This window comes from Pirellulales bacterium (assembly GCA_036267355.1).
Lineage (GTDB): Bacteria > Planctomycetota > Planctomycetia > Pirellulales > DATAWG01 > DATAWG01.
In genome coordinates, this window is sequence record DATAWG010000105.1 from 1 (window position 1) to 13,453 (window position 13,453).

At 62.8% G+C, this 13,453-nt stretch carries 7 protein-coding genes; 3 read left to right on the plus strand and 4 right to left on the minus strand.

What is annotated here, in order from left to right:
• The first annotated feature begins 684 nt into the window (after positions 1-684).
• The 3 genes from VHX65_16600 (at position 685) to VHX65_16610 (ending at position 5,405) form a co-directional block, all read left to right on the plus strand.
• A complete protein-coding gene (locus VHX65_16600) occupies positions 685-1,044 on the plus strand; it encodes a DUF3467 domain-containing protein (protein ID HEX4000176.1) in 360 nt (119 codons plus the stop codon).
• 69 nt (positions 1,045-1,113) lie between these two features.
• Positions 1,114-5,091 carry a hypothetical protein gene (locus VHX65_16605; protein HEX4000177.1) on the plus strand — a complete coding sequence of 1,326 codons (3,978 nt, stop codon included), beginning with the start codon at positions 1,114-1,116 and terminating at the stop codon, positions 5,089-5,091.
• An 86-nt stretch (positions 5,092-5,177) separates the two neighbouring features.
• A complete protein-coding gene (locus VHX65_16610; protein ID HEX4000178.1) occupies positions 5,178-5,405 on the plus strand; it encodes a hypothetical protein in 228 nt (75 codons plus the stop codon).
• A 9-nt stretch (positions 5,406-5,414) separates the two neighbouring features.
• On the opposite strand, the gene VHX65_16615 is transcribed toward VHX65_16610, so the two are convergent.
• The 4 genes from VHX65_16615 to VHX65_16630 all read right to left on the minus strand — a co-directional run bounded on the left by VHX65_16615 (position 5,415) and on the right by VHX65_16630 (position 13,414).
• Positions 5,415-6,764 carry a Gfo/Idh/MocA family oxidoreductase gene (locus VHX65_16615; protein ID HEX4000179.1) on the minus strand — a complete coding sequence of 450 codons (1,350 nt, stop codon included), beginning with the start codon at positions 6,762-6,764 and terminating at the stop codon, positions 5,415-5,417.
• A 265-nt stretch (positions 6,765-7,029) separates the two neighbouring features.
• Positions 7,030-8,208: an acetyl-CoA C-acetyltransferase gene (locus tag VHX65_16620; GenBank protein ID HEX4000180.1), complete on the minus strand. Its 1,179-nt coding sequence runs from the start codon at positions 8,206-8,208 to the stop codon at positions 7,030-7,032.
• 122 nt (positions 8,209-8,330) lie between these two features.
• Positions 8,331-11,996: an AAA family ATPase gene (locus VHX65_16625; protein ID HEX4000181.1), complete on the minus strand. Its 3,666-nt coding sequence runs from the start codon at positions 11,994-11,996 to the stop codon at positions 8,331-8,333.
• A complete protein-coding gene (locus VHX65_16630; GenBank protein HEX4000182.1) occupies positions 11,993-13,414 on the minus strand; it encodes a hypothetical protein in 1,422 nt (473 codons plus the stop codon). The genes VHX65_16625 and VHX65_16630 overlap by 4 nt, the downstream gene beginning before the upstream one ends.
• Positions 13,415-13,453: the final 39 nt, after the last annotated feature.

The following is a 13,453-nucleotide window of genomic DNA, read 5'->3' on the forward strand; positions in this document are numbered from 1 at the left end:
GTGGTTTGACCATTCCAAAATCCAGCGTTGACGCAACACTAGTCCGAAGCGTAAGCGAGGGAACGCTCCGTTGCGGGGTCGGCCTCGCGGCGTCATCCAATGTGCATGCGGCTTTGTCGCCTGCAGCGAGACGATGCCGCCATTGCGGCGCTCCCTCGCTAACGCTTCGGGTTTGTGTCGCGCCAAAGATTTGGGATCGCGAGGCGGCGAATCGTCGGGCGAGGTGGTTTGACCTCCCAAAATCCAGCGTTGACGCAACACTAGTCCGAAGCGTAAGCGAGGGAGCGCTCCGTTGCGGGGTCGGCCTCGCGGCGTCGTCCAATGTGCATGCGGCTTTGTCGCCTGCAGCGAGACGATGCCGCCGTTGCGGCGCTCCCTCGCTAACGCTTCGGGTTTGTGTCGCGCCAAAGATTTGGGATCGCGAGGCGATGATCGAGCCGCCAAAGCCGCCGGCCGCATCCTGATGGTCGACTTGGCGCGCCCCGGCATCGCCGCACCGTGGCCGGCGCCGGGGACTGGTGCCTTTGCGGCGGGGGTAGTAAACTGCCGGATCGCGGTGTGCAGCCGCGCGGCCGCCTGAGAACCGCGGTTTTTCCAACCGCACTGGCCGCCGAGGATATGCCAGCCGAAACCATGGATGCACCGCCCGTGCGCCCGCGGGGCCTTTTGAAAGGAGACCATTTCGTGTCCAAACCCACCGAACGAATTCCCTCGGATACTCCAACAGCCGCCGATCCGGCCGCGCAGTCTGCCGGCCAAGGCGGTCCGCGCATCGAGGTCGACGACAGCAAGACGGTCACGTGCTATGCGAATTTTTGCCGCGTCACCGGAACGCCGGAAGAACTGATCATCGACTTTGGCTTGAATCCGCAGCCGTTCATCATGCCCCCGCCGCATCCGGTGCCGATCGCCCAGCGAATCGTTACCAATTACTATACGGCCAAGCGCATGTTGCACGCTTTGCAGCTAACGCTCCAGCGCCACGAAGCGGTGTTCGGCGTGCTCGAACCCGACGTGCAAAAGCGGGTTGTCGGCGGCCGTTGAGTTCTCTCTGCGTGCCCGGTTCGACGATCCACTTTTCGCCGTGGCGGCTGCCTGCCGGGGGAGGCTCGAATGCCAAGCTATCGGCTTCCGATCATTGGGCTATTCTGCGTATTCCTGACGTTCGCGTTTTTGACGTTCGGCGAGGCGCTTCGCGCCGACGACGTTGCCGTTGCGCTGCCGAGCGGCGTGACGGCCGAATGGGATATTTCCAAGGCCGATCGCGCGATCACGCCGACTCGCGAGCGCATCTGCATCAACGGCTTGTGGCGCTGGCAGCCCGCGCAGACGGTCGCCGACGATGTTCCCGCCAAGAACTGGGGCTATTTCAAAGTCCCCGGCTGCTGGCCCGGCATCCGCGACTATCTGCAGAAAGACAGCCAGACCGTTTTTGCCCACCCGAGCTGGAAGAACGAAAATCTTGCCGCCAGCACCGCGGCCTGGTATCAGCGCGCGATCGCGATTCCGCTCGCGTGGGCCGGGCGACGCATTGCCCTATCGGCCGAGTATGTGAATTCGTATGCGGCCGTGTTCGTCGATGGCCGCAAGGCGGGTGAGATTCACTTTCCCGGCGGCGATGCCGATCTCACGTCGGCATGTCGTCCGGGCAGCAAGCACGTGCTGAGCCTGTTGGTCGTGGCGATGCCGCTCAAGGAAGTGCTCCTTTCGTATCAAGACACGAACTCGGCGCGCAAGCAACGGGCGACGGTGCCGCGCCGCGGCCTGTGCGGCGACGTGTTTTTGGAAAGCATGCCCGCCAAGGGACGGATTGCCGATGTGAGAGTCGAGACTTCGGTCCGCCGCGGCGAAATCATGTTCGATGTGGCACTGGAAAATCTTCCAGTCGACGGTGTTTTTGACTTGGTAGCGCGCGCGACCGAGCATGGCAAACCGGTTCGCGATTTTCACAGCCCCCCGTTCAAATCGAGCGATCTCAAAGCCGGCCGGTTTGCATTCACCGAAAAATGGAAGCCTGAAAAGCTTTGGGATACCGATACGCCCGCGAACATGTACGATGTTTCCGTGTCGCTCGATCTGGGCCACGAGGTGCTCGATCGGGCGCTGCCGATGCGGTTCGGCTTCCGCGAGTTTTGGATCGTCGGCCGTGACTTCTATTTGAACGGCACTCGGATTTTCCTTTCCGCCGTTCCGCTCGACAACGCCGAAATCGGCGTCGCTTGGGCCACTTACGAAGCTGCTCGCGAAAGCTTCGAGCGGTTGAAGAGCTTCGGTGTGAATTTCGTCTACACGCACAACTACGATTGCGATCCCGGCGCGCATCTCGGCTTTGCCGAAATTCTGCGTGCGGCCGACGACGAAGGCATGCTTGTTTCGCTGACGCAACCTCATTTTTCGCATTTTGATTGGACGAAGCCCGACGCCGATCGAACCAATGGCTACGCCCGAACCGCGGAATTCTACGTTCGCGCTGCGGAGAATCATCCGTCGATCGTGGCGTACGCGATGAGCCATAATGCGACCGGCTACGATGAAGACATGAATCCCGATCTGATCGACGGCATTCATGCCCCCCGCGATCGCTGGGCGCTCAAGAACGTGCAGCTTGCAACGCGGGCCGAGGCAATCGTGCACCGCATGGATCCGAGCCGAATCGTGTATCACCACGCGTCCGGCAATCTGGGCCCGATGCACGACAGCAATTTCTATCCGAATTTCGCGCCGATCCAAGAGCTATCGGATTGGTTCGAGCACTGGGCCACCGTGGGCATCAAGCCGGTGTTCACCTGCGAATACGGCGCTCCATTCACGTGGGATTGGGGCATGTACCGCGGCTTCTATCATGGCAAGCGCGAGTGGGGCAGCGCCAAGGTGCCGTGGGAATTTTGCCTCGCCGAATGGAATTCGCAATTCTTAGGCGACGCGGCATTCCATACGACGCCCGAGGAAAAACAAAACCTTCGCTGGGAGGCGAAGCAATTTCGCACCGCAGACGGCTGGTTTCGCTGGGATGATCCCTACAGCTTCGATTCGAAAGTCTTCGATAGCCGCTATCAAGTCATGGCGCGATATTTGACCGACAATTGGCGGGCCTATCGCACTTGGGGCGTGTCGGCGATTTCAGCCTGGCAGCACGAATTTTTTTGGAAGCTCCGCTACGGCGTCGATCGCAGTCGAAAAAATCTCGCGATCGATTGGGAACGTCTGCAGCGTCCCGGTTTCAGTCCCGACTACATCGATCAGCGCTACGAGCGGATGGATGTCGCATTCGACCGGAAAGACTGGATTCCGACTCCGGCGGCCGAGGCGATGTATCGCAATAACATGCCATTGCTGGCCTACATCGCCGGCAAGCCGACGGCATTCACCGGCAAAGATCACAATTTCTTTCCTGGCGAGAAGGTCGAGAAGCAGCTTGTCGTTATCAACGGCTCGCGCCGAACGATCGGCCACGTCTGCGGCTGGACGTTGGCCATTGGCGGGAATTCGCTCGGCGGCCACGGAGCCGGCGGGGTGCCGCCCGGTTCGCAGCGCCGGATTGACACGAGCGTCACACTGCCCGCTGACATCCCGCCCGGGAAATACGAGCTGCGCGTTCAAATCCGGTTTGGGGACCCGGTCGTCGGCCGCTCGGACGCCATGCAGACTCGCGAAACGCAAGACGACGCGCTGGCGATCAGCGTTCTGCCTCGCCCGGCGGCGCCGCGTTTTGCCACGAAGTTCGCGCTCTTTGACCCGAAAGGAGAAACGCGCGCGGCGATGCGGCGAATCGGCGTCGCGACCGTTCCAATCAAAGCGACCGACGATCTTTCCGCCTCGCAGTTCGCGGATATCGGCGTGCTCGTCGTGGGCAAATCGGCCATCACTCTCGATGGCCCCGCGCCGTCGATCGCCCGGGTGCGCGATGGGCTGCGCGTGATCATGTTCGAGCAATCGCCGGAAGTGTTGGAAAAGCGATTCGGCTTCCGCGTGGCTCAATACGGCTTGCGGCAGGTTTTCCCCCGCGTCGCCGATCATCCGCTGCTTGCCGGCCTCACGGCCGACAATCTGCGTGATTGGCGCGGCGAGTCGACCCTCCTGCCACCGCGGCTCAAATACGAGATGCGGCCGAGCGTCGGGCCGACGATCGAGTGGTGCGGCCTGCCGGTAACGCAAGTCTGGCGCTGCGGCAATCGCGGCGACGTGGCGTCGGCATTGATCGAGAAACCGGCCTGCGGCGATTTCCTGCCGATCGTCGACGGCGGATTCAGCCTGCAATACAGCCCGCTGATGGAATATCGCGAAGGCCGCGGCATGATCCTCTTCTGCCAACTCGATGTGACCGGCCGGACCGAATCCGATCCTGCCGCCGAGACGCTCGTCGTCAACACGCTCCGCTATGCGGAGGCTTGGAAGCCCAGCCCGCGACGCAATGCCGTCTATGCCGGCGACGCGGCGGGCCGAGCGCATCTGGAATCGGCCGGCCTTTCGCCTCGCGCATTCGACGGCAAAGCGCTTTCGCCCGAGGATGTGCTGATCGTCGGCCCAGGGGGCGGAAAGAGCCTCAAACCTGCCGCCGCGGCGATCGCCGATTGGCTCAAATCCGGCGGGCATCTGCTCGGCGTCGGCCTTGGCCGACAAGATGCCGCCGCGATTCCCTCGTTGAACGCCGGCATTCAAGGCCGCGAACATGTCGGCGCCTATTTCACGGCATTCAACCTTTCGTCGCCATTTGCCGGCGTCGGCCCGGCCGATGTTTACAATCGCGACCCGCGCGAGATGCCGCTCATCGTGTCCGGCGCCAAGCAAATCGGCGCGAAACCGATCGGCGACGGCATCCTGGCCACGGCCGGGCCGGGCGATATCGTCCTTTGCCAACTCGTGCCGTGGCAATTCGACAAACGGCAATACTATCTCAAGAAAACATTCCGCCGCTCGTCGTTCTTGCTCTCGCGGCTGTTAGCGAACATGGGCGTCGCCCCCTCGCCGCCGATCCTCGCCCGATTCCAAACCCCGGTCGATCTGTCGAAGCACGAACAGCGCTGGCTGACCGGCCTGTATCTCGACCAACCCGAGGAATGGGACGACCCCTATCGCTTCTTCCGCTGGTGAATCGCGAGCTGCGCCGAACGATGTATCGCATTCCGCTAAATCGCGATTCGTTGTGCCGTGTGATTCAAGGCGTGCATGCAGTCTCGATGGCAATCGCAATCGTGGCATTTATTGTGGTGGGGCGCACCGCCGACTCGGTCGCGCACGAAAGGGCCGCGGACATTGAAGTATTTTTCGCGATCGCGGCAGTCGTCACCGGGTTCGTGGCAATGGCCACGCGGCCGCCGCGGAACGAATCGCTGGTTCTGGCGATTTCGACCCTCGCCGCCCTCATTCTCCCCGTAACGACGCAGCTAGCATTCCTGGTCTTGTAGAGCCGGGGTCTACGCTTCCGGGTGGATCCAGGGTTTGCGATACGGGCGGCGCAGCAGGCGATTGGCGTCGTCGTCGCCGACAATCTGACGCCTTTCGGAGTCCCACGTGAACGTGCGGCCGAGTTTCATCGCCATATTGGCCATGATGCAGCTCGCGGTGGAAATGTGCCCCTCTTCGATGTCGGCCACAGGCTTGCCGCGGGTGTCGATCGCTTGGAGGAAATTGCGCATGTGGCCTCGGATCGCCGGAGCGACGTGTTTTTCCAAATCCTTTTCCGTGCGATCTTCCGGATATTTGTCGAGCTCGTAGGCGACGTCGCGATGGATCGGCTTGCTGCCGTCGAAGGGGGTGAAATCGTAGCTCATTACGCTTAGCTTGAGCGTCCCCTTGTCGCCGTAGAATGTCGCGCCCCAGGGATATTTTGGATCGGGCGAATCGCCCCACGTGCGATGTTGCCAGACGACGTTCAAATCGCCGTAGTCGAAGCTGGCGGTTTGCGTGTCGGAAATGTTCGCCTTGCTGGCCTTATCGACCAGGATGCCGCCGGTCGAGGCGATCCGCTTCGGCCAGCCGAGTCCGAGCATCCAGCGCGTCATGTCGAACATATGGACGCACATGTCGCCCACGATGCCATTGCCATATTCCATGAAAGCGCGCCAGCCGCGTGGATGCACCAGCTTGTTGTAGGGGCGCATCGGGGCAGGGCCGGTCCACATTTCGTAGTCAAGATTTTCGGGCGGGGCGGTGTCGGGCGGATTCGCGGTGGCCCGCATATGGTAGTAGCAATAGATTTCCACCAGCCCGATTTTGCCGAGCTTTCCTTCGCGGACGATCGTGTCGCGGGCCTCGATCAAATGCGGCGTGCTGCGGCGCTGCGTGCCGACCTGCACCACTCGGCCTGTTTTGCGGGCTGCCGCGACCATCGCCTCGCCTTCGACGATATCGACGCTGATCGGCTTTTGCACATACACATCGGCCCCGGCCTCGACTGCGGCAATCATCGGCAGGGCGTGCCAGTGGTCGGGCGTGCCGATGAGCACGATATCGAGATCTTTGTGCTTCAGCATCTCGCGATAATCGGCAAACGTCCGCGGTCGTTGTTTCGACGCTTGCCGCGTGGAAACGATCTCGGCCGCCTCGGCCAGCATGCGAGAATCGACGTCGCACAGCGAAACGACTTCAACCGGCGCGACTTGAATCAGTCGCAGCAAATCGCACTTGCCATACCAGCCCGTGCCGATCAAACCGACGCGTGCGGGCTTGCGATCTGCGAGGTTGGCGGAATGGCCGATATTGGCCATACTGCTCGACAAAGCCATGCCGGCGGCGCTTGCGAAGACAAAATCTCGGCGATTCATGTTGAGGATTCTCACGATTGCATGGCAGGCGAAACGAACGATTTCCAACAAGTCTAACAAGCGGCGTCTTGGGGGGCGAGCACTTTGCGGCCAAGCCGCAGGCAGCAGGTTGCTCGGAGAGGGGCAAACGCTGAAGTTCCGCAAAAAATGCGATTGCCAATCGTCAGTTTGCATACTCCCGCCGGAAGGCCATTAAAATCGCGATCAATGTCCGCGGGCGAAATCGTTGAGATGTATCGACCGAAATCTACTGCCGAAGAACGTGTCAACCGCGTTCGATAATCATCGCCACGGCATTGCCGCCGCCGAGGCAGAGGGCCGCCAGGCCGCGCTTCAGGCCAAGGCGATGCAGGGCATGTAGCAGCGTAACGAGCACTCGAGCTCCGCTGGCGCCGATCGGATGGCCCAGTGCGATCGCGCCCCCCGAAATGTTTGTTTTTTCCGGATCGAGGCCGAGCGGTCTTGCGCAAGCGACGCATTGCGCGGCAAACGCTTCGTTCAGTTCGATGAGATCGATGTCGGCGAGCGTCAATTCAGCTTTTGCCAGCGCTTTTTCGATCGCGATCACCGGGGCGATGAAAATCTCTTTCGGGGCGACGCCGGAAGTGGCTGCGGCAACGATCCGCGCCATGAGCGGCGATTCGCTGCGCTCGGCCGTTGATTCATCGGCCACCACCAGCGCCGCGGCCCCGTCGCTCAGTTGCGACGAATTGCCGGCCGTCACCGTTCCAGCGGTCTGAAATGCCGGCCGCAGTCGTGCGAGCGATTCGAGCGTCGAATCCGCGCGCGGCCCTTCGTCGTTGGCTACATGCACGGTCCCTTTTTTGCCCGGCACATCGACCGGCACGATTTCGGCGTCGAACGTACCGGCGGCTTGGGCCGCGATGGCGCGGCGATGGCTCGCGGCGGACCAGACGTCTTGCTCGGATCGGGTAACCTGTCGGCTGGCAGCGATATATTCGGCTTCTTCGCCCATGCCGACATTTTCGAAGGCACACCACAAACCATCGTGAACCATCGAATCGAGCACGGTTTGGTTGCCGAATTTCCAACCCTCGCGAGCGCCGATAAGCAGATGCGGCGCCCGGCTCATGCTTTCCATTCCACCGGCAACAATCAGCCGCGCATCGCCGGCGCGAATCGCCTGATCGGCCAGCATGACAGATTTCAGACCCGAACCGCAGACCTTGTTGATCGTCAGGGCGGCGACGGTGGGCGGCAAACCGGCCGCAAGGGCCGCTTGCCGAGCGGGCGCCTGCCCGACGCCGGCCGCGAGCACACAGCCCATGATCACTTCGTCGATCTCCTCAGGCCGCACACCGGCGCGATGCACGGCCTCGCGAATCGCCGTGGCGCCGAGCTGCGGCGCGGCGACGGCCGACAGCGAGCCCAAGAATTTTCCGATGGGCGTGCGGCAACCGGCGATGAGGTAGGAGCAAGGCATCAATCAATTATCACGCCGAGGGCAAGGCGAGGATAGTCGGCTGATGAATTCGGGCGATTCGAACCGGTGCCCGGTTTTCTCGCCCTCAAGCCGAACCATATTCAACCGACCGGGATTCCGGGTTAGCCGGCTGCCGCGTCGCCGGCGGTCTCATCGGCTCCGGCGTCGTCTCGGGCAATCGTGCCGCGAACACGGTCTTCCAGTTCGCCGTCGAATTCCTCGGCCGACCAGCGGCGGCTCTCGGTTTGTACCCTGGTTACACGGTGCGCCGGGTCGGCGCGCCGCTGCCGGGGCGGCGTCCGCTGCGAAACCTCGGCGATCGCGGGCGGCGGCGGTTCGTCGGCGAGCGGCTTTACATCAGCCGGCGATTTGACCGGCATCGGGGCTGGCGCGTGCCCATTCGTCGCTCCGTTCGACGCGGAATCTCCCGGCGGTTGGCCTTCGAGATCGACCTCGGCTTTCGCAGGCTTCGTTCGGCGGCGGCGCGAGGGCTGCGGCGTAGGCGAGCTTTCTTCGACCGGCCGTGTCTCCGTTTGGAGAGCCGGTTCAACCGGGGGCGGCAGCTTGGCGACTCTTTCCACGACTTGGCCCGGCTCGGTGTTTCGCGGCAGCCGCCGGACTCCGACCCCCAGCGACTCGAAGACGCTCGCCAATCGCTCGTGACACGTAAAAACCAGCAATTGATGGCCCGCCGCGGCGAAATCGCGCAACACTTCTGCCGCCAGACCCGAGCGGTCGTCGTCGAAATTCACGAGCACGTCATCGAGCACCAACGGCATTTCGGTTCCGCGGCGAGCGTAAACCTCCACGAGCGCGAGCCGCAGCGCGAGAAACAATTGTTCGCGCGTGCCTCGGCTCAGAACCTCGACCGGCAGCGAATTTCCTCCGGCGTCGTCGATCAGCAGCGAATTTTCGCCGAGCGGAGTCCAGACACGCTGATACCGAGAGCCGGTCAGGCGGGCCAAATACTGCGAAGCCGCCCGCAGCGTTTCCGGTTGCCCCTTGCGCTCGTAATCTTCTTTGATCTGCTGGAGAATCCGCAACGTGATGCCGAGAACCTGCCATCGTTCGATGGCCTCGGCAAGCCGCGCTTCGACGCAGGCCAATTGCAATGGCTTAGCGGCCAGCCGGCGATCATCGGCTAGCGATTCCATTTCCCGTGCCAACCGGCCGCGCCGTTCGAGCAGTTCGTGCAGGCGATCGCGAGCGGATTGCGATGCTCCAGACGGACCTTGCGGCGAGTCACTTAGGCTCGACCGAAAAGTGGCTTCCGTTTCTTCAGGCCCCTTGCCCTCTCCCGCAAGCGGGAGAGCGGATCGCGGAGAAGTTGTTTTTTGGTCGGGCCTTAGAAGCTGCGATCGATCGGGGCCGTCGAGCAGCGCCGCCAATGCGGCCGGGACACACACGCCGGTACACGCGGCATTCAACTCTTGGTCGAGCAAATCGCGGCGGCGCACCAATTCTTCGGCAGAGGCACGTTCCGCGGCACGGCAAGCAAGCTCCGCTCGGTTGGCGGCGCCGGCGCGGTGCAACAGCGATTTACCGCGCCGGCGCAGCCGGACGATGGCGGCCCGATGTTTCGCGCGGGTGCGGGCAAGTTGTTTGATTTCGGCGAGCAATGTGTCGCGGCGTGCCGCGCGCGTTTTTTCCTCGCCAAGCTCACGGCTCAATTGACGAATCCGCGCGGCAGGCGAATCGCTTTGCGGCTCCAGGCCGGATTCGGCGAACAGCGGCTCGATGCGCGACGTGAGCGCCGCGAGCTCGCGTTCGATCCGGTCGCGCTGCTCTTTCGCGGCCGACCATTGTCGGCTCAAATCGGCCATACCAGCCCGTTGGCGGCTCCACGCGCGAAGCTGCTTCGGTGAAATTTGTTTTGGCAGGCCGGCCGCGGCAAGGGCGGCCTGCCATTGCTCGTGGGCAGCGCGAAGTTTTTCCTTCGCTTGCTCGGCCTCGCGGTGGGCGAGTGGCAATTGTTGCTCGGCCGATTGGCGTTTCGCCTCGAGCGGCAAGAGTTCTTCGAGGGCTGCCAACTCGGCTTCGGCGGCCTGCAGCCGTGCCGAGGGCGCGCCCCCTTTCGGCAGTTGCTTGTCGAGCGCCGAACGTTCATCTTGGATTTGCTTCGTTTGCGTTTCGAGCATTGCCAGTTGCTTCTGGCACGACTCGAGCCGCTGCGCCGCCGCGCGTTCGAGAATCCATTTCGCCGCCGCGGCCGCGCCGAATGCCGCGATGCCCAGCAGCGAAAGGATCAGGCCGGGAATGCCGGTGAACGACCGCGGCAATAGCCAACCGGCAAACAATAGCAACACGCCGACGATGAACACGCCTCCCAAGCTCGCCAGCATCCAGCCGGGCAACATCTGCCGATCGAGCGATGCGTGCGTTTCGTCTTCCAGATCGACTCGATGACGGGCCATTCGCTCGAGTCGATCGTCGAGTTGCACGCGGCGGCGCCATTGAGCGGCCGATTGCCCCGATTTTTCCAGTGCGGGGGCCAATTCGTTTAAACCGCGTGCGGCCAGCGCCGACTCGAGCGATTCCGCGTGAGATTCGACTTCTTGCTCCGCATCGCGCACGGTCGTCTGCACTTCGCGCGCGGCTCGCACGGCTCGGCGCATCTCGGTCGCCGGCGCGCGAAGCGCCGACAGGCGCCGGTGCGACAAATCGGGAGCGACGCCGGAGGTGGTTTCGCCGCCAAGATCGAATTGGCCACGGCTGGCCGCCATCCGCGACTCGAATTGTTCGACGGTTGCTCGAGCCGCTTGCAGCTCTTTTTCGACCGACGCGATCCACGATTCATTGTCCGCCAGCGCTTCGATGCGCGGCGCGAGCCGCCAGAGCGCTTGGCGGACCGAAACGGCCGTGGATTCCGTCTGAAGTTGCTTGTCCCGGGCCGCGATTTGCACCAGGCGGCGGCGATGCGCGCGAATGTTGTTGCGGATGCGGCCGAGCCGCTCGTGGGCATTCGGCGGAAAATCGCCGAGCGGTCCGATTGCGGCCAACTGCCGATCAAGAACTGCTCGCTCGTCCCATTTTGGGGCCAGCGACACGGCGAGCTGCATCAGCCGGGCCTCGCGGTCAAGCCGCTCGACATCGGCTTCGGCTTCCCCAATCGCGCCGGCCAACGCATCGCGCTCGGCGCCGAGCCGCCAGTAGCGATTCGTCGCCTCGCCGAGTTCGACAACACCCTGCGAAAGCGTGTCTCGCTCGGCCAACAAATCGGCGATCCGCGATCTTGCCGCTTCATTGCCGAAAAGGCGGCGGCGCGAAGCGTCGAGCTCGCACATCACCTCGGTCAGCGAAACCCGGTCCATGCCGGCCGAAAGTCCGTACAATAACCGCGCCGCGTCGGTGCCTTCCAGGGTGCCGAGATGCTGAAGTTCTTCGAGCCCGAGCGCGAACACATTTCGAAAAATCGCTTCGTCGACATCGCCGAGCAGTTCGCGAAGCTGCTCGTCGCTCCGCGCCGCGGCTGGTAAGGTGCCGTCGGTCGCAGTGACAATCGTTTCACTGAGAAGCGAGTCGGCGCGGTCGGTGCGGGCGACGTCGAATTTTCCTCTTGGAGTGGCGATAGCCAGCCAACCGCCGCCGGGGCCGCCATGCACAGGCGGAAGATAGCGCCGGCGTCGCTCGGGCGAAAAGCCATACAGCACCGCTCGCACGAACTCCAATAACGTCGACTTGCCCGCTTCGTTCGGGCCGCAAAACACATTCAGCCCCGGGCCAAGATGGCGGATTTCCAGCCCGCTCCAAACGCCAAACCCGTCGATGCCGAGATCGGTGAAGTTCATCGCACGGACGCCTCGTTTCGCGGCGACGGGCCAACGTGGCAGAGAGAATTTCGCTGCATTCCACTGGGCAATAGCAGTTCGGCCCCGAGAGCTTTCGCTTGCCGCAAGACACTTGTCCGGGAATCGGAATCGGCGAGGCGGGCCAACAAGGCCTGCCTGAGCGAAGCGGGGCCAGCGGGCAATAAGGGGGCCAGCAGTTCGTCGATGGAACCATCGACCGGAAGCTCCGTTACTTCCTCATCCGTTACTTCCTCATCCGTCACTTCCTCATCCGTCAAGGCGACACGCAGTTGCGCCCCCTCGGCTTCGGGCGATTCGAATGTTCGGGCGCGGCGCAAGAACTCTCCCACCAGTGTTTGCTGTTCGCTCCATGCTGCCGGAATCTGCGGTGGCGCGATTGAAAGCGAAACGCTCCAAGCGGGCGGTTCGCAAGCGCCGTATTCACTGCGCAGCATCGCCAACAATTCGGCGCCGGCCGACGACGATGAACTGGTTCGATTGCCGCTCGGCTGCCCGCACTCGATCGTCCACCGAATCAATTGCACGCGGTCAGGCGCTGCGGCCACCAAGTTTTGCATCCGCTCGTGGAGCAGTCGTTGGATCGCAGAATCGTCCGGCGCTTCTGGAAGAAGCAATCGTTCGTCGTGCCAGCGGATGGCGTCGGTGGCGATGGACGTAAGACGGATTCGATCGCGCGGCTCGATTGCGCCGTCGTTCTCGACGCGAACGAGCGTGCATCCGAATGCGCCGATATCTTGCGGCGATCGGCCTTGCGGTGTGCCGGCGCAATGCACGACACCGGGCAGATCGAATTCGGCCAGCACCGTAACCGGCTGCCGAGACCCGCCACACGCCCAGAAACGATTGCCGACTGCGAGTAGCGAGGCGGCATTGCCCGGGGCCGGGCCCGGAACAATCGCGACCGAAAACAATCCGTCGGGGCTGGGCGCAAATGCGGCGGCAAGCAGGTCGGACGTGCGCGAATTCCTGTCAATGCTGCGGCCGGCGATCTGGCAGAGCGGCATTCCGTCTCGATGATGTATCAAATGCTCGACCCGATTTGCCGCAAAGCGATGCACTCCGGCGGGCCATTGCAAATGTGCCGGCCGATCCGCGCCGCGATCGGTCTCCGCGGAGGCCCAATAAACGGCGATTCCGCGTTCCGCCAACCTGGAAATTTGATCCGCGAGAAACACCAGCCCGCGCGGCCCGGCGCGATGCGGATCGCAAAGATTACCGACAAGCACGACGAAATCGACGTTCTCGGCAATCGCCGCGTCGAAAACTCGTTCGGCCACTCGATAGGGGGCTTCGATAAGCCGCTGGGCGAGATGGTCTGGCACATCCATCAGCCCGTCGAACGGCTGGTGGAGCAGAAAATCGCCGGCCTGAACGAATCGCAACGGCCGACTCGACATGGATTCCCCAACTGGAAATTACGGGTAAAAAGCAAGCTC

Bases quoted from the DNA above. Each gene is read 5' to 3' on its own strand.
- VHX65_16630 (HEX4000182.1), bottom strand. From the start codon at position 13,414: ATGTCGAGTCGGCCGTTGCGATTCGTTCAGGCCGGCGATTTTCTGCTC.
- VHX65_16625 (HEX4000181.1), bottom strand. From the start codon at position 11,996: ATGAACTTCACCGATCTCGGCATCGACGGGTTTGGCGTTTGGAGCGGG.
- VHX65_16610 (HEX4000178.1), top strand. From the start codon at position 5,178: ATGGCAATCGCAATCGTGGCATTTATTGTGGTGGGGCGCACCGCCGAC.
- VHX65_16605 (HEX4000177.1), top strand. From the start codon at position 1,114: ATGCCAAGCTATCGGCTTCCGATCATTGGGCTATTCTGCGTATTCCTG.
- VHX65_16615 (HEX4000179.1), bottom strand. From the start codon at position 6,764: ATGAATCGCCGAGATTTTGTCTTCGCAAGCGCCGCCGGCATGGCTTTG.
- VHX65_16620 (HEX4000180.1), bottom strand. From the start codon at position 8,208: ATGCCTTGCTCCTACCTCATCGCCGGTTGCCGCACGCCCATCGGAAAA.